The following is a 16150-nucleotide window of genomic DNA, read 5'->3' on the forward strand; positions in this document are numbered from 1 at the left end:
CATCGCATCAACGCGCTCATATGAGCACCACTCTAGCGCTCAGAATTGAACTTTCTGCAGGTGCGTCGTACGTTAACCAGACCCGCGCTCAAACGTGAGCCTAGGTATGCTCAAAAGTGAGACACCCCTGGAGGAATCCCATGACCGCACCCACCCGTGGCACAGTCGCCGCTCGGGCTGAGGGCAAGACCGCACGTCGCGCCACGACCGCCGCCTTCGCAGGCGCCTTCATCGAGTGGTACGACTTCTATCTGTACGGCACCGCGTCGGCGCTGATCTTCCCGGCGGTGTTCTTCCCCGAGACGACTCCCGCGCTCGCGCTCATCCAGTCGTTCGCCGCTTTCGCGGTCGGATTCCTCACGCGCCCCATTGGCGCGATCCTCTTCGGTCACTTCGGCGACAAGATCGGCCGCAAGCCGATGCTGCTGCTGACCGTTCTGCTGATCGGCATCGGCACGTTCGCGATCGGTCTGATCCCCAGTGCGAACCAGATCGGCATCTGGGCTGCCGTCCTGCTGATCTTCTTCCGCCTCGTGCAGGGTGTCGGCATCGGTGGTGAGTTCGGCGGTGGATCGCTCGCTGCGCTGGAGAACGCGCCGACCGGCAAGCGCGGCCTCATGGGCAGCTTCCACCAGATGGGAACCCCCGCGGGTCTGCTCGTGTCGACCGGGGTCTTCAGCCTCGTGCAGCTTCTCCCGAAGGAAGCACTGTTCGACTGGGGATGGCGTATCCCGTTCCTGCTCTCCGGTGTGCTGACGCTCTTCGCGTTCTACATCCGTCGTCACCTGCCCGAGACCAAGTCGTTCACGGAAGACGCCGAAGCCACCCGCAAGATCCCGTTCTTCGCACTCATCCGCGAGAACTGGCGCGGCCTGCTCATCGGCATCGGCGCACGCATGGCGGATGCTGTCACCTACAACGTCATCAACGTCTTCGCCATCTCGTACGCCACGATGTACATGGGCCTCGACAGCAGCTACATCCTGACCGGCTTCATCATCTCCGCTGCCGTGCAGATGTGCATCCTGCCGTTCATCGGTGCGCTCTCTGACCGCATCGGTCGCCGCCCGGTCTACATCGCCGGCATCGTGATCTGTGCCGTCGGCGCGCTGTTCTACTTCCCAGCGCTGCAGGTGGGCAACCCCGTGCTCACCTGGGCGATGATCATCCTCATCCACGCGGTGGGCACCGGAAGCATGTTCGCCATCCAGGGCGCGTTCTTCGCAGAGCTGTTCGGCACGCGCATGCGCTACACCGGTCTCGGCGTCGTCTACCAGGGCTCGGCTCTGCTCGGTGGCGCACCGACCCCGGCGATCGCGCTGGGCCTCAGCCTGGCGTTCGGCTCGTACTGGCCGGCCGTCATCTACCTCGTCGCCATCTGCCTCATCAGCATCGTGTGCGTCTGGCTGGCCGGTGAGACCAGCCGCGTCGACCTCAACCAGGTCGGTCGCGCGCGCACCGCTGACAAGGCCAGTGAAGCGGCCGTCAAGGAGAACGCATGACAACCCGCCCGAACATCGTGCTGATCATGACCGATCAGCAGCGCTACGACTCGATCGCAGCCCTCGGTCACGACCACGCCGTCACTCCCGTGCTGGATCGCCTGGTCCACGAGGGTGCTGCTTTCACGAACACGTATGTCGCCAGCCCGTCGTGCGCACCGAGCCGCGCGAGCCTGTTCACGGGTCTGTACCCGCACAGCTCTGGCGTGCTGCGCAACGACGACCCGTGGAAGCACTCGTGGGTCGAGCTGCTGGCGGATGCGGGCTACCGCACCACCAGCATCGGCAAGATGCACACGTACCCGTACGAGGCGCCGGTCGGTTTCAAGGAGCGCCACGTCATCGAGAACAAGGATCGGGCGCACCCGAACCTGCCGTACTTCCTCGACAACTGGGACAAGGCGTTCTGGATCCGCGGCCTGCAGAAGCCCAGTCGTGTCACGTACCGCGACCTCCCCGACTACGAAGAGCGCCTCGGTGCCTTCGAGTGGGAGCTGCCGGAAGACATGCACGCCGACAACTTCGTCGGCGGTCTGGCCGAGCACTGGCTGCGCACCTACCCGAACCGTGATGAGCCGTTCTTCCTGCAGATCGGTTTCCCTGGCCCGCATCCGCCCTACGACCCGACCCCGCGTCACCTCGACCCGTTCCGGGACAAGGACATGCCGGAGGTCCCCCGGTCGCAGGAGGATCTGGACAGCCAGCCGACGCCGCTCAAGGAGCTGCGCAAGCACCACCAGGCGAACGACCACGACGCGATCGTGATGCTCGAGAACCCCACACTTGAGCAGCTGCGGCGTCAGCGTCGGCACTACTTCGCGAACGTCGCGATGATCGATGAGAAGGTCGGCGACCTGATCACCGCTCTCGACGAGCGCGGTGTGCTCGACAACACGATCATCGTGTTCACGTCTGACCACGGTGACGCGCTCGGCGATCACGGCCACTCGCAGAAGTGGAACATGTACGAGGGTTCCGTGCGCGTGCCCGGCATCATCTGGGGCCCGCCCTACCTGCGCGGTGCGCAGGTGCACGACGGCCTCATCTCGCTCATGGACTTCGCGCCGACGATCCTGGAGTTCGCCGGCATCACGCCGCCTGCCTGGATGGAGGCGGACTCGCTCGTTCCGGCGCTCTCCGGTGAGAAGTGGGAGGGGCGCGAGTACGTGTTCAGTGAGCACGCCCGCGACTTCATCCTCACCGAGACGGCGCTCATGACGATGGTTCGCGACGCGCGCTACAAGCTCGTCGACTTCATTGACTACGACGAGGGGCAGCTCTTCGATCTGCAGGAAGACCCGCGCGAAGAGTTCAATCTGTGGGCCGATCCTGCGCATGCGGAGACACGCGTGCGGCTGGAGAAGGCCATCGCCCGATGGCGTGCCGAGAGCTCGATGCACACCGCCACCTGGGGAAAGGACATGCGCTGATGGAAGCTCGCGCCACGATTCCGGAGCGCATGCGCGCCTCGGAACTGCTCGCGCAGGACTCGCTCACGGTGGGGGATCGGGCGGTGCCCGCTCCCGCCGCCGATGAGGTGCTGATCCGCGTCGCATCCGTCGGTGTCTGCGGTTCTGACACGCACTACTTCACGCACGGCCGCATCGGCCCGTTCGTCGTCGAGCAGCCCCTGGTGCTCGGACACGAGGCATCCGGTGTCATCGTGGCTGTGGGTGCAGGGGTGGATGCTGCGCGCATCGGCTCGCGCGTCTCGATCGAGCCGCAGCGCGCGTGCCGTGTCTGCGAGCAGTGCAAGAAGGGCGCATACAACCTGTGCCCCGAGATGCAGTTCTTCGCGACGCCGCCGATCGATGGTGCGTTCGCCGAGTACGTGACGATCCAGAGCGACTACGCACACGACATCCCCGACAGCGTGTCCGCGCATGCGGCCGCTCTCATGGAGCCGCTGTCCGTCGGCATCTGGGCCTGCCAGAAGGCGGGCGTCACCGCTGGGTCGCGCGTTCTCATCGCCGGTGCCGGTCCGATTGGTCTCGTCACGGCGCAGGTCGCCCGTGCGTTCGGCGCGACCGAGATCATCATCACCGACATCTCGGAGGAGCGCCTCGCGGTTGCCGCTCAACACGGCGCGACGCGCGCCCTGCACGCGAGCGAGTCGGTCGAGGACATGACCGTTGATGCGTTCATCGATGCCTCGGGTGCAGGTCCGGCGATCCGCGCCGGCATCCCGGCCGTCAAGCCGGGTGGACGCATCGTGCTGGTCGGCCTTGGTGCCGATGAGCTGACCCTGCCGGTCAACCTGCTGCAGAACCGCGAGCTGTGGCTCACCGGTGTCTTCCGCTACGCGAACACCTGGCCGCTGGCCATCGAGCTCGTGGCCGCAGGTCGGATCGACCTCGACGCGCTCGTCACGCACACCTTCGGGCTGGACGACGTCGAGAACGCGCTCATGGCTGGACGAATCCCCGGAGCCCTGAAGGCCATCGTCGAGCCGTGGCGATGAACGGCAGCCGACTCGTCGTGATCGGCGAGTCACTGGTTGATGTGATCGTCGAACCCTCCGGCACGCGCACCGCGCGACCGGGGGGTTCGCCCATGAACGTCGCGATCGGCGCCGCCCGTCTGGGCGTGCCGTCGACACTGGTGACGGCACTCGGCGCCGATGCGCACGGAGACCTGGTGCGTGCGCACATTGCGCAGGATCCGGTCACGCTGATCGAACGCGGCAGTGCCGCGCTGCCCACGATCGAGGCCATCGCCACGATCGATGAGACCGGTGCCGCGGAGTACGCCTTCCGGCTGACGAATCCGGTGCGCGGCGCAGCATCCGCGATTCCCGACGAGATCACCCACCTGCATGTCGGTTCACTCACCGCGGTCACCGACGAAGAGTGGGGCAGCCTGCTCGCCGTTGTGAAGGCAGTGCGCGGGCGTGCGACGGTCAGCTACGACCCCAACTGTCGGCCCGATATCGGCGTGCCGCATGCGGAGTACCGCGCGCGCGTCGAGGAGTTCGCCGCGAACGCTGACATCATCAAGGCCAGCGACGAGGACCTCGACTGGCTGTACCGTGACGAGACGATTGACGAGGTTGCGGCACGCTGGCTCGCCGGCGGAGCACGTCTGGTCGTCGTCACGCGCGGTGGCGCCGGCCCGATCGGCTTCACTCCCGGATCGAGCGTGGCCGTGCCCGCTCGCCGCATCACCGTCACCGATACGGTCGGTGCGGGCGATTCGTTCATGGCGACGATGCTCGCCTGGTGCGCGGATCACGGGATGCTCGGCCTGGAGGCCGCGGCTGTCGTGGATGCTTCGCAGGTAGAAGAACTGCTGGACGTCGCCGCGTGTGCGGCCGCGATCACCTGCACGCGCGTGGGGGCGAATCCGCCGACGCGTGCCGAGCTGGATGCCGCGATCCGCGCCTAGATGCGGATGTAGGCGGCGCCTGCCCATTGCGCGTCGCTGAGCGCAACGACGGCAGAGGGCGTGGTCAGGATGCCCGGCTGCAGTGCATCTGCGGTGATCGCATGCGCGCGCATGCCGACTTCGCACGCTTCGACAGTCGCGAACTCGGGCAGCTCCAGCGTCTCGGCATCGCGTGTGACCCCGGTGATCGCGGGCCCGTTCACGATGATGCGGATCTGCGCGTCGGGGCGGAAGCGGTGCAGGGTGCTCGCGGATCCGATCGCGCGCGCGAGGTCTGCGGGCGCGGTGGAGACGTGGAGGACGACGTTCTGCGAGCTGGGCATGATGCTCCTTGCCGGTGGGTAGGTGTCTCCCCACCCTACGAAGAAGGGGTGGAGCGCGTTCGGGTCGCACTCCACCCCACCGGCGGCGCTGACTCCGGGGGAATCGTCAGCGCCGGGGCATCCGGTTGTCTTACTGCACCGACCAGCCGCCGTCGGAGGCGACGATCGCGCCGTTGATGTTGACGGCGTCGTCGCTGAGCAGGAAGGTGATCGATGCGGCGAGGTGCTCGGCGGTCGCGACCGTCGGGATCGCCTGCTGGAACGGAGCGAGGCGGGCGGATCCGACCTCCGACATGTTCGGAGGCATCGGAATGCCGGTGGCGACACCGCCGGGAGCGACCGAGTTCACGCGGATGCCCTTCGGTCCGTACATAAACGCCGCCGACTTGGTGACGCCGATGATGCCGTGCTTGCTCGCGGTGTAGGCGTTGCCCGAGGCGTTGCCGCGCAGCCCCGCTTCGCTTGAGACGTTGAGGATGGATCCTGTGCCTGCTGCCTCCATGAGGGGGAGGACGGCGCGCATGAGCTTGAACGGTGCGGTGAGGTTGATCGCGATGACGCGGTCCCACACGGCATCCGGAGTCTCGCCCGCGGGGGAGAAGTCGTCGTTGATGCCGGCGACGTTGGCGAGGCCGTCGATGCGGTCCCCTGCGGCGGTGATGACCGCGTCAATTGCGTCTTGCTTCGTGAGGTCGCCCGCGACCGTGATGATGCCGGGGAACTCGGCCTTGAGAGCATCCAGCTTCTCGGCGGAGAGGTCGGCGGCGATCACGCGGCCGCCTTCGCGCGCGATGCGGGAGGCAGTGGCCTTGCCGATTCCGGATGCTGCGCCGGTGACGATGATCGTCTTGCCGTCGAAGCGCCCGGGGGTGACCTTCTCGATCCAGCCGGTCGGCTCGGTCTCGGCGGGGATCTCGCCGCCGTTGGCCGCGCGCACGAGGTCGTCGACGACAGACTGCGGCATCTGGCCCTGGCTCAGCGCGACGAGCTGCTGCAGGGGCAGGCCGAGGATCGGCGCGAGCGAATCGGCGTTGGCGCCGGACTGAGCGAGGAGGCTCTTGATGAGGTCTCCACCCGTCGGATCATTCAGCCAGTCGCCGATGGAGGACTGAGCGGTAAGTGCCATGACATCTCCTTCTTGTTGCCTACAGAGGCGATAACGCAACGCATCGTCTACTTATTCCAGCGTACGCCCGATAGCCTGGATCTGTGCCTCGTCCTCGCAGTGAAAAAGCCCGCCAGTCGGTTCTGGCGTCGATGCGCGCCGCCCTCGCAGCCGGCCACTACGAGGCGCTGACGATCGAGGGCCTCGCCGCCGAGGCTGAGGTGTCGAAGCAGACGATCTACCGCTGGTGGCCGTCGAAGGCCGCGATCCTTGGTGAGGCACTGCTGGAGGGTGAGCTGCTGGGGGCGGATGCTTCGGTGCCGACGACTTCGGATCTGGAAGCCGACCTGCGGGGGTGGTTCTCTCTTGTCTCACGCTCTCTGGGGTCGCCCGAGAGCGTTGCGGTCGCACGCGCGCTGATTGCGGTGACGGCGACGGATGCTGCGCTTGGCGCTGTGCTGAACGAGAAGCTGGCTGCGCCTGTGCGGGACTGGGTCGTGGCGCGGATCGGGGTCGCCGTGGCGGCGGGGGATGTTCGGGCGGATGTTGACGCGGAAGTCGTCGCGGAGCACTTTGTGGCGCTGGCGAGCTACGCGGCGCTGTTGGGGACGCCGCTCGGGGAAGAGCGGGTTGCGGCGATGGTGGGGGTTGTTGTGCGGGGGATAGAGGCGGGGTAATCAGGGTGGGGGTTGTAGCTGGAGCCTCCACGAAACTTTCTGGTCGCTGTGTGGGTGGTAACGATCGGACCCCCTCTGGCGCGCCGGCTGGATTTTGGTGTGGGCGAGCTCTATTTTCTGAAGTGTGGTACAAATATTGACCTCAGAGTCGGACATGAAGTCCGACGAGCCCATACGAGTGATCGATCTCTTTGCTGGCGCGGGGGGGCTCACGGCTGGCTTCCATGCTGCATCAGATCGATACTTGACGGTGCGAGCTGTCGAATGGGACTTGGCGGCTGCGGCCTCGTACGAGGCCACTTTCGGTACAGGGCTCGTCTACGCAGGCAGCATTCAGGATTGGCTTGCAAATGAAGATGTTCCAAGCGCGGATCTGATCATTGGTGGTCCGCCGTGCCAGGGCTTCTCGACGCTTGGCAAGCGGCGAGAAGAGGATGCGAGAAACGCACTCTGGCGCGAATATATGGAAACCATTCTCCGGGCAAAGCCGCGGTACTTTGTTATTGAGAATGTCGCAGCTTTCGCGAAGTCGCCGCAATACGCGCTCTTTCTCAAGGAGACGGAAGAAGGGGGCAGGCTTAGCCAATACACGTTTCAACATCGAGTGTTGAACGCCGCTGACTTTGGTTCCCCCCAAGCTCGAAAACGCACCGTCGTCATTGGGCATTTGCGTGCCGTTCCGTTTCCGGGTTGGCCCGAACCAACACATCTAAATAAGCCAAGATCCGTCAAGGACGCATTTACTGATGCCCGGATCCCTGCCACTACCAAAGGAATCGATCTCCCCGACGGCCGGAACATAACCGTTGCGGGGAGAGAACTCGCTGGACCTTTTACGCCGCAGGAACTTCATCTCGGGCGCAGATATACCCAACTTTCTCTCGACAGATTTGGCGTGATTGGAGAGGGCGGTAATCGCTTTGATATAGCGAGAAAGCGCCCAGACCTACTCCCGAAGTGCTGGAAGAACCATACGACAGGGTCGGCAGACGTCATGGGGAGACTCCACTGGGACAAGCCATCCGTCACGATACGCACGGAGTTCTTCAAGCCTGAGAAAGGTCGATATCTGCACCCGACGGAGAATCGTGCGATCACGCACTACGAGGCAGCGGTGCTGCAGGGCTTTCCTCCTGGGCACAAGTTCGTGGGGTCTAAAACCGCGATTGCGCGTCAGATCGGAAATGCCGTTCCAATTCCATTGGGTCAAGCGATCGCCAATAGGCTACTTGAGAGCTTCTAGTCACCGAGTGGTGTATTCGAAGCTTCCGGCTGGTCCTCTATCTTCCCGAGTCGCCTTCGTAGGTGAGAGACGAGACTCAGTGCATCCAGGCAATCTTGGTATGAGAACACGCCATTATTTCGTAGATCGCGGACGCTCTCATGCTGGATAGGATTCCGAAATCCAGTCCATGCGGCGACCGACAAGGCCTTTTGAGCCTCCCGCAAGTTCTTCTCTGTTTCTGGAGCTAGGCCTACCTGGGCGTATGGCCCAACGACATCAACGAGGGGGTTTCCTCCACCGTTGAAAGCGAAAGCACTCTGCAAAACGCTGTGCTCCGCCATACCGGAATCCTGTCCGCCGAGCCGGCGAACGTCCTTGACATATTGTTTGATCGCTTCCACCACGGCGTGGTGATAGTTCTCGGACTTATACTCGTCCTCAGCGGCGCCCTGGATGGCTGAGTGCAGCGCGCGCCAATGGAGATCCGCGTAGTCTGGAGCAATCCTGCGAAGGCTGGTTATGATCGTGTGGCGGTCATCGTCCTGAATGTCGTTGTCAGGGGAGACTAGGGTATCGATGACTTCCCTCAGGGCTTCAGATTCGGGTCCGTGGATTGTTGACGTCCATGCTTCTATGTCCACGCCAGCGTCCTTTCCCGCCTTCTCCTTGTTCTTCTTTTGGCGGAGCGCGCGATGTTTGGTCGCGGCCTCTCGAAGAACGGCGGCAAGATACTTCTGTACATGGGATGCGCCTTCTGTCTCCCATCCAACAGATCGCCGATCGGTGGAGATCACGTCAGCTTCGCTATCGAGGTCATCTGCGTCGATGTAGCCCGATAAGTACGCGTATGCCTGGGAGGAGTCAGGGACGCCAAAGAACTCAGGCTCGTTCGCCATGCGTCCGCGGACGTAGAGGGTTACGCCGCGCAGGTGCGCTGGAAGTGGGCGGGCGGCAGCGATGATCTTTCCATTCACCTCGATGGTTCCGGAGTTCTCAGCACGAAACTCCGCAGGTACCGCCCACTCAGCCTGTGTCGTAATCGAGTCATATCGAAGACGACGATCGACCGTAATTCGGTCGTTTCCCCTGTTCACTTCCAATAGGAAGTCTGCGTCCGTGTAGTTGAAGAGGCGGGAGAGCTGTTGCGCGAGTAGCAACGGTTTGATTTCGGTCTTGCGGCTCAGGTTTTTGATCAAGATGCGTGTGAAATGCTCATCTTTTCTTCCGGGTAGTATCTCGAGTTTGGGTTGGTACTCACTTCCGCTTGAGCGCTTGATGTCGCCCCAAATGAGGGTGACTCGCGCGTAAGCTGGAGACCCCGCGCGCTTTGTCTCAACCACGATAGTGTTACCGATCCCGAATACGGAGAGCTTGCCGAGCCCCTTCCGGCCGGCGGCCTTGCGTCTGCCGGACTCGGAGGTGTCGCTATCAGTGGCCTCGCGCCTGTTCCGGCCGATCTTTAGGTAGTTCTCTTGAATTTCCGCGATGGACATGCCATGTCCGTCGTCATCGATCCTGATTGAGTCGCCCGACGGGGAAATGCTGACACTGACGCGACTGGCATCTGCGTCGTATGAGTTTGCGATTAGTTCAGCGACGGCGTTAGGTAGATGGGAGTACATCTTGAATCCCAAGTGTTCGATCGTCATCGGATCGAAAGTCAGCTTTAGTACCGTCATCATCGCCTCCGGGTCGTGGGCATTGTTTAGAACATACCGAAGGGGAGTGTTCTGTGGCGACTACGATGCGGTCTGTTTCTTTGTCGGGATACGGATCTCCGCGAAACCGGGAACGCTCGATCGCCAGATGATCCCTGTGCCGCCGTGTGATCGTAGGAGTAGATTGAGTCTGGCCTGGGGCGTTCAACAGAATCAATCTGTCGGCACACCGAAGCCCAGCTTGTGGCCATGGCTCGCCGCTCGACCGACCCTGATCAAGGCGTTCTGAGGTTGGCTGCACCCCTCACCCAGGCTCAACGAACGCCTGCTCCTTCTTCAGCGCCTCCGCGGCCGCCGCAATCCGGGCGGCCATTCCGGCAAAGATGAACCCGTGGAACGGCAGCACTGCCAGCCAGTAAAGCCTTCCCGCGAGCCCGCGCGGGAAGAACACCGCCCGCTGCTCGTACTTCGCTCCCTCAGCATCCGGCACCGCCCGCAGCTCCAACCATGCATCGCCAGGAACCTTCATCTCGGCCCGCAAGCGCAGCAGCCGCCCAGCATCCGTCTCATCGACCGCCTCGACGCGCCAGAAATCGATCGCGTCGCCGACGCGTGCCCCGGCACGACTGCGGCGACCGCGCTGCAGGCCGACGCCGCCGACGAGGCGGTCCATCCACCCGCGCAGTGCCCACAGCAGCGGCGACGAGTACCAGCCGTTCGAGCCGCCGATGCCCTGGATCACCTGCCACAGCTCCTCGACCGACGCGGATGTCTTCACCGAACGCTCGTCGGTGAATACGGTCCGTCCGGCCCAGTCCGGGTCGCTCGGCAGGGGGTCGCTGGGCACGCCGAAGACCTCCGCATCCTGCCAACTCGTCTCCACCGAGTCCGCATCAACGCGACCCAGTGCCAGGGCGACCGCGCGGCGGTAGGGCGTCAGCCCTCCGGCCGGCGGCGGAATCAGCGCATCCACCGAGCGATCCTTCACGATGCACTCGTTCTGCAGTGATGCGACCAGCGGCCGGGCGATCGACCGCGGCACCGGCGTCACCAGGTTCACCCAGTGCGACGCGAGACCCGGCGTCAGTACCGGCAGTGCGGTGATCGCTCGCTGCGGCAGTCCTGCCTCGACGGCATATCCGTTCATCATCTGGCCATAGCGCAGCACATCTGGCCCGCCGATATCGACCGCCCGATTCACCGAAGGGTCAACCCGCGCCGCCCCCAGCAGGTAGTGCAGCACGTCACGCACGGCGATCGGCTGGATCCGATTGCGTACCCACTTCGGCGCCGGCATGTACGGCAGTACCTCGGTTAGATGCCGGATCATCTCGAACGACGCTGACCCCGAACCGATCACCACTCCGGCCTGCAACACGAGCGTCGGCACCCCCGATTCGAGGAAGATCTCGCCCACATGCACCCGCGAACGCAGGTGCGCCGACAGCTTCGCGTCATCCGGATGCAGCCCGCCCAGATACACGATCCGACCGACTCCGGCGCGACGGGCGGCCTCCGCGACGGTGCGCGCCGTGCGCTCGTCCGCCTCTTCAAATCCCTTGCCCGCGCTCATCGAATGGATCAGGTAGTAGACGACATCGACGTCATCCATGGCTTCCGCGACAGCGTCCGCGTCGTCCGCCGAGCCCTCGACGATCTCGCACTCGGAACCCCAGGGGAAGGATGCTGCGCGCACCCGATCCCGAGCCAGGACCCGCACTCGATACCCCGCGTTCAGTAGCCGCGGTGTGAGTCGCCCGCCGATGTACCCCGTTGCGCCGAGCACAAGCGCCCGCGGCGACGATCCGTCGGGGCGGGGGAGCGCATGCAGTTCGTCTTCGGTGCCGGTGGGCTGGGAGAGATCGACCATGTCTTGAGGGTAGGTCGGTGGGCGGATGTGAGACAGGGGGTTGCGCTCGGCGGATGTCGCGCCCCACCGCTACGCTGATGCGCGTCGCCCCCCGGAGGAGCCCCATGCCCGCAAAGACGTCTGACCTCGATTGGAAGGCGCTCGACGCGCACATCCTCGAACGCCTCGCTGCGTCGGTGCGCGCGCACGCGGCGGGGCATCCTGGCGATCACATCTACGGTGCCGCGTTCCATGTCTTCTATGGGGAGACCGGTGGGGTGGTCGCCTGGCCAGCGCTCGCGATCGCCACCGAAGAAGACCTCGCCGCGATCACCGCAGATTCGCGCTTCGAACCCGCAGATCTGCGGTGGAGCCCCGCGGACTGGAGCGAGCAGCTCGATCCGTCCGAGGAAGACGATGCGTGGGCTGCGAGAGTCGAGGCGCACGCCTGCGCGGGCGACGACGAGCACTGGGAGAAGGTCTACGACCGTTTCCTGCGTGCGTTCGCGAAGGCCGCGAAGAAGGCGCGCGGACCACTCGTCGCCGAGGGCACGGTCGAGAAGAGCTTCATCGCCGTCGCGATGGATGAGGCGTGGGAGCTCATCCCACTGAGCCTCACCCCGGCGCAGGTGCGCGCGCACTTTCCCGAACTCGACGAAGAGGCGCAGGAGCTCGCGCGGCTCGCCGCCCTTCCGCCCCGCGAGCGCGCCGCCGCACTCGGTGAGATCATCGATGCGTTTGTGCCGGGAGCGGTGTCGGGTGAGGATGCGGTGCGCCTGCTGGTGCAACTCGGCCCGGATGCCGCGGCCGTCGCCGTCGAGCGGATGCCCCGCTCCCGCGACCGCTGGCGCTGGGCGAAGGTGCTCGCCGATACCGGCATCGCCGACGACACCGTGATCGACGCGCTCACGCCGGTGATGAAGGGAAAGAAGCTCTCGGAGCCGGATCGCGCCTGGGCGGCGGCTGCGCTGGCGCGTCTGGGGCGTCTCGACGTCGTGCTGGCGGAACGCGAACAGTTGCCGCGCCCGGTGCTGGTGCGTGCGCTCGCCGCGCCGTACACGTCGTTCCGCGATCACGCGGTGACGCACATCCCCCTCGATTACACGCCACTCGAGGAGGTGCTCGCGGCGGACCTCGCACTGGCGGAGGAGATACTCGACGCCCTCGCGCCCGGAAGTGGCTACTGCACGATCACCCGTGAGGAGGTCGAGACCGCGCGCGCTGCGCTCGACTCGCCGTTCGAAGTCGTGCGTCGTCATGCGCGCATTGTGCTGGAGGATGCGGGAGCCTCGTAGGGGACGGGGGCCTCCACGAGGGAGAGAGCAATGTGACTACTGAAATCGTGCGCAAGTAGTCGAAACGCATACCAGTTTACCCTTGTTGGATTGCGTTTTGCTCTCCAATTTGGAGCGAGGGCCACTCGCGTCGGATACTCGTGGCGTCCCGCCGTCCCGCTCCTACCGGAAATCGCCATGACCAGCTCGCATGCGCTCGGCCCCGAAACGACGTTCGCCGTGATCGGCGCGGGACGCCTGGGCACGGTCCTCACCGGGGTCCTGCGTGCGGCGGGCTTCGCCGTGCACGGGCCGCTACGCCGCGGTGAGTCTGCGCACGCGGACATCGCGCTTCTCGCGGTGCCCGATGCGGTAATCGCGGATGCTGCCGCTGCCGCCCGCGGCTTCGCTAGCAGGGTCGGCCACCTCTCGGGTGCGACGTCCCTGGAAGGTGTGGACTTCCGCATCCATCCGCTTCAGACCTTCACGGGAACCGAGCATCCCGACGTCTTTCATGGCGTCGGCGCTGCGATCACCGGTCGCACTGCACAAGATGAGAGCCTCGCCGCCGACATCGCGTTGGCGCTGGGCGCCCGGCCCTTTCCTCTGGACGATGCGCACCGCGCGGCGTATCACGCAGCCGCATCCTTCGCCTCGAATTTCGTGCTCACCGTGCTTGACGCAGCGGAACAGCTCGCCGCAGCGAGTGACATCCGTGGCTCCCGTGAGCTTTTTGCCCCTCTCGTGCTGCAGACGGTTGAGAACTGGCGCAGCGCCGGTGCCACCCAGACGCTGACGGGGCCGATCGCCCGCGGCGACGAGGAGACGGTTGCGCGGCAGCGCGCAGCATCCGCTTCCGCGGATCTTGGCGACCTCTTCGACGCACTCGCGGCGGCGACGCGCACGATCGCGGCGCGCTCGGCGCAGCATCCGCCCACCGACAGGGAGACCGCCGCATGAGAATCCTCCGTACGATCGACGAGGTGCGCGCGGCTGTCCGCGAGGCCCGCAGTTGCGGCGAGAGTGTCGGCTTCGTCCCCACCATGGGTGCCTTTCACGAGGGGCACCTCTCGCTCATGCGCGAGGCGCGTGCGAACAACGACCTCGTCGTGGTCTCGCTCTTCGTCAATCCGACGCAGTTCGGCGCGAACGAAGACCTCAGCACATATCCGCGCGACGAAACCAGAGACGCAGCGCTCGCCGAAGCTGAGGGCGTCGACATCCTCTTCGCCCCGGATGCCGCCGAGATCTACCCCGACGGCTTCGCGACGAGCATCCATGTCGCAGGCGTCACCGACGTGCTCGACGGAGCATCCCGCGGTCCACACCACTTCGACGGCGTCGCGACGGTCGTGACGAAGCTCTTCGGCATCGTGCGGCCCGACGTCGCGTACTTCGGGCAGAAGGACGCCCAACAGGTGCTCGTCGTGCGCCGCGTCGTGCGCGACCTCGACCTCGACGTGCGGATCGTCGCTTGCCCGATCGTGCGTGAATCCGACGGGCTCGCCATGAGCTCACGCAACGTCTACCTCGACGCCGACTCCCGGGCGCAGGCCACCGCGCTGAGTCGGGCACTCGATGCCGCCGAGGCTCTGCGTCTCGCAGGCGAGCGCGACGGCGCGCGAATCGTGGAGGCGGCGCGCAGCGTGCTCGCAGACGCCGGAATCACCCCGGAGTACCTCGAACTGCGCGACGCCGAGACGCTGCATCCGGTGACGACGGTCGACCGAGACACGCTGCTCGCCGTCGCCGCCCATGTCGGCGCCGCACGCCTGATCGACAACCACACTCTGCAGGCAAAGAACGCACACGCAACCCACGGGAGAGGCGACGCCTGATGCGACGCACCATGCTGAAGTCCAAGATCCACCGCGCCACGATCACCGGCAGCGACCTGAACTACGTCGGCTCGATCACGATCGACCCGGACCTGCTCGACGCGGCGGACATCCTCGTGCACGAGCAGGTGCACGTCGTCGACGTCGACAACGGCGCGCGCTTCGAGACGTACACGATCGCGGGCGAGCGCGGCTCGGGTGTCATGCAGGTCAACGGCGCCGCCGCGCGTCTCGTGCACTCCGGCGACACGATCATCGTCATCTCCTACGCCGATTACTCGCGCGAAGACCTCACGACCTACGAGCCGACGGTCGTGCACGTCGACCGTGCGAACCGCATCATCCAGGTCGACGACGTGGTCGACGCGTTACTGACCGAGGCCACCGCATGAGCGCACACGCCGCCCCCGCAAAGCGCATGACGCTTGCCGACCTTGCCGTGAAGAAGGCCGCACGCGAGCCGATCGTGATGGTCACGGCCTACGACCACCCGAGCGCGCAGATCGTCGAGGCCGCGGGCGTGGACGTCGTGCTCGTCGGTGATTCGGCCGCGATGACGGTCCTCGGCTACGACAGCACCGTTCCCGTGACAGTCGACGAGATGCTCATGCTCACCCGGGCCGTGCGTCGCGGCCTCACTCGGCCGCTGCTCGTCGGTGATCTGCCGTTCGGCTCCTACGAGGCATCCGACGAACTTGCGATCGCCACCGCGCAGCGCTTCGTGAAAGAGGCCGGATGCGACCTCGTCAAGATCGAGCGCGGAGGGACGAGCGTGGATCGGGCGCGAGCGCTCGTTCAGGCGGGCATCCCGGTCGTCGGTCACATCGGGCTCACTCCGCAGTCCGTGGCTGCGCTCGGCGGCTATCGCGCCCAGGGGCGAACAGCGGAGGCGGCACTCGTACTGCGCGATGAGGCACTCGCGCTGCAAGAGGCCGGATGCTCGCTGCTCGTGATCGAGGCCGTGCCGAGCGAGGTGGCTGCGATGATCGTGGCTGCGCTGGAGATCCCGGTGATCGGCATCGGCGCGGGCGCTGCGGTCGATGGGCAGGTGCTCGTGTTCCACGATCTGCTCGGCATCTACGACGGTCCGGCGGCGAAGTTCGTCAAGCGCTACGCCGACCTCCGCGGTGCGATGGTCGACGGCGTCGCGGCGTACACACGCGATGTGCGCGACGGCTCCTACCCAGCCCCAGAGCACGAGTATCGGATGCCCGAGGACGAGTCCGCGCGACTTCGGGATGAGCTCGGCTCGCGCTGAGGAAGGCGGGTTCTTTCGAAATCCGGCCTGATGTCCGAGACCGGACGCAGGATGGGG

At 65.3% G+C, this 16150-nt stretch carries 15 protein-coding genes; 11 read left to right on the forward strand and 4 right to left on the reverse strand.

What is annotated here, in order from left to right; translation table 11 throughout:
• Positions 1-140: 140 nt before the first annotated feature.
• From AC1REM_RS04620 to AC1REM_RS04635, 4 genes are read left to right on the forward strand one after another with little or no spacing between them, the layout of a single operon-like run.
• Entirely contained in the window at positions 141-1502 is a 1362-nt protein-coding gene (locus AC1REM_RS04620; protein ID WP_492513552.1) for an MFS transporter, read from the forward strand.
• The gene (locus AC1REM_RS04625; RefSeq protein WP_492513553.1) at positions 1499-2932 is read left to right on the forward strand and encodes a sulfatase family protein; all 1434 of its coding nucleotides are present in this window, start codon (positions 1499-1501) and stop codon (positions 2930-2932) included. Before AC1REM_RS04620 ends, AC1REM_RS04625 begins: the two co-directional genes overlap by 4 nt.
• Positions 2932-3963, forward strand: a complete 1032-nt coding sequence (locus AC1REM_RS04630) for an NAD(P)-dependent alcohol dehydrogenase (RefSeq protein ID WP_492513554.1) — start codon at positions 2932-2934, stop codon at positions 3961-3963. Before AC1REM_RS04625 ends, AC1REM_RS04630 begins: the two co-directional genes overlap by 1 nt.
• On the forward strand, positions 3960-4886 hold the full coding sequence (locus AC1REM_RS04635) for a carbohydrate kinase family protein (protein WP_492513555.1): 927 nt from the start codon (positions 3960-3962) through the stop codon (positions 4884-4886). The genes AC1REM_RS04630 and AC1REM_RS04635 overlap by 4 nt, the downstream gene beginning before the upstream one ends.
• Here the strand turns inward: AC1REM_RS04635 and AC1REM_RS04640 are convergent.
• Positions 4883-5209, reverse strand: coding sequence for a DsrE family protein (locus AC1REM_RS04640; protein WP_492513556.1), 327 nt, complete (start codon positions 5207-5209; stop codon positions 4883-4885). The two genes, AC1REM_RS04635 and AC1REM_RS04640, sit on opposite strands and share 4 nt — an antisense overlap.
• Positions 5210-5339: 130 nt before the next feature.
• Entirely contained in the window at positions 5340-6335 is a 996-nt protein-coding gene (locus AC1REM_RS04645) for an SDR family NAD(P)-dependent oxidoreductase (RefSeq protein ID WP_492513557.1), read from the reverse strand.
• 83 nt (positions 6336-6418) lie between these two features.
• On the opposite strand from AC1REM_RS04645, the gene AC1REM_RS04650 reads away from it, so the two are divergent.
• Positions 6419-6991, forward strand: a complete 573-nt coding sequence (locus AC1REM_RS04650) for a TetR/AcrR family transcriptional regulator (RefSeq protein ID WP_492513558.1) — start codon at positions 6419-6421, stop codon at positions 6989-6991.
• Between the two features lie 154 nt (positions 6992-7145).
• The gene (locus tag AC1REM_RS04655) at positions 7146-8234 is read left to right on the forward strand and encodes a DNA cytosine methyltransferase (RefSeq protein WP_492513559.1); all 1089 of its coding nucleotides are present in this window, start codon (positions 7146-7148) and stop codon (positions 8232-8234) included.
• Here the strand turns inward: AC1REM_RS04655 and AC1REM_RS04660 are convergent.
• The gene (locus AC1REM_RS04660) at positions 8231-9865 is read right to left on the reverse strand and encodes a TIGR02391 family protein (protein ID WP_492513560.1); all 1635 of its coding nucleotides are present in this window, start codon (positions 9863-9865) and stop codon (positions 8231-8233) included. The two genes, AC1REM_RS04655 and AC1REM_RS04660, sit on opposite strands and share 4 nt — an antisense overlap.
• 313 nt (positions 9866-10178) lie before the next feature.
• Positions 10179-11744, reverse strand: a complete 1566-nt coding sequence (locus AC1REM_RS04665; RefSeq protein WP_492513561.1) for an SDR family oxidoreductase — start codon at positions 11742-11744, stop codon at positions 10179-10181.
• Between the two features lie 104 nt (positions 11745-11848).
• On the opposite strand from AC1REM_RS04665, the gene AC1REM_RS04670 reads away from it, so the two are divergent.
• The 5 genes from AC1REM_RS04670 (at position 11849) to panB (ending at position 16093) form a co-directional block, all read left to right on the forward strand.
• The gene (locus AC1REM_RS04670) at positions 11849-13018 is read left to right on the forward strand and encodes a DUF4303 domain-containing protein (RefSeq protein ID WP_492513562.1); all 1170 of its coding nucleotides are present in this window, start codon (positions 11849-11851) and stop codon (positions 13016-13018) included.
• A gap of 177 nt (positions 13019-13195) precedes the next feature.
• A complete protein-coding gene (locus AC1REM_RS04675; RefSeq protein WP_492513563.1) occupies positions 13196-13957 on the forward strand; it encodes a DUF2520 domain-containing protein in 762 nt (253 codons plus the stop codon).
• Positions 13954-14835: a pantoate--beta-alanine ligase gene (gene panC, locus AC1REM_RS04680; protein WP_492513564.1), complete on the forward strand. Its 882-nt coding sequence runs from the start codon at positions 13954-13956 to the stop codon at positions 14833-14835. The genes AC1REM_RS04675 and panC overlap by 4 nt, the downstream gene beginning before the upstream one ends.
• Positions 14835-15227, forward strand: coding sequence for an aspartate 1-decarboxylase (gene panD, locus AC1REM_RS04685; protein ID WP_492513565.1), 393 nt, complete (start codon positions 14835-14837; stop codon positions 15225-15227). Before panC ends, panD begins: the two co-directional genes overlap by 1 nt.
• Positions 15224-16093 (forward strand): 3-methyl-2-oxobutanoate hydroxymethyltransferase, encoded by an 870-nt coding sequence (gene panB, locus AC1REM_RS04690; protein ID WP_492513566.1) that lies wholly within the window; start codon positions 15224-15226, stop codon positions 16091-16093. The genes panD and panB overlap by 4 nt, the downstream gene beginning before the upstream one ends.
• Positions 16094-16150 lie beyond the last annotated feature (57 nt).

This window comes from Microbacterium sp. GW823-FHT02G05, from assembly GCF_058797175.1.

Bases quoted from the DNA above. Each gene is read 5' to 3' on its own strand.
- AC1REM_RS04620 (WP_492513552.1), top strand. From the start codon at position 141: ATGACCGCACCCACCCGTGGCACAGTCGCCGCTCGGGCTGAGGGCAAG.
- AC1REM_RS04625 (WP_492513553.1), top strand. From the start codon at position 1,499: ATGACAACCCGCCCGAACATCGTGCTGATCATGACCGATCAGCAGCGC.
- AC1REM_RS04630 (WP_492513554.1), top strand. From the start codon at position 2,932: ATGGAAGCTCGCGCCACGATTCCGGAGCGCATGCGCGCCTCGGAACTG.
- AC1REM_RS04635 (WP_492513555.1), top strand. From the start codon at position 3,960: ATGAACGGCAGCCGACTCGTCGTGATCGGCGAGTCACTGGTTGATGTG.
- AC1REM_RS04640 (WP_492513556.1), bottom strand. From the start codon at position 5,209: ATGCCCAGCTCGCAGAACGTCGTCCTCCACGTCTCCACCGCGCCCGCA.
- AC1REM_RS04645 (WP_492513557.1), bottom strand. From the start codon at position 6,335: ATGGCACTTACCGCTCAGTCCTCCATCGGCGACTGGCTGAATGATCCG.
- AC1REM_RS04655 (WP_492513559.1), top strand. From the start codon at position 7,146: ATGAAGTCCGACGAGCCCATACGAGTGATCGATCTCTTTGCTGGCGCG.
- AC1REM_RS04660 (WP_492513560.1), bottom strand. From the start codon at position 9,865: ATGACGATCGAACACTTGGGATTCAAGATGTACTCCCATCTACCTAAC.
- AC1REM_RS04665 (WP_492513561.1), bottom strand. From the start codon at position 11,744: ATGGTCGATCTCTCCCAGCCCACCGGCACCGAAGACGAACTGCATGCG.
- AC1REM_RS04670 (WP_492513562.1), top strand. From the start codon at position 11,849: ATGCCCGCAAAGACGTCTGACCTCGATTGGAAGGCGCTCGACGCGCAC.
- AC1REM_RS04675 (WP_492513563.1), top strand. From the start codon at position 13,196: ATGACCAGCTCGCATGCGCTCGGCCCCGAAACGACGTTCGCCGTGATC.
- panC (WP_492513564.1), top strand. From the start codon at position 13,954: ATGAGAATCCTCCGTACGATCGACGAGGTGCGCGCGGCTGTCCGCGAG.
- panD (WP_492513565.1), top strand. From the start codon at position 14,835: ATGCGACGCACCATGCTGAAGTCCAAGATCCACCGCGCCACGATCACC.
- panB (WP_492513566.1), top strand. From the start codon at position 15,224: ATGAGCGCACACGCCGCCCCCGCAAAGCGCATGACGCTTGCCGACCTT.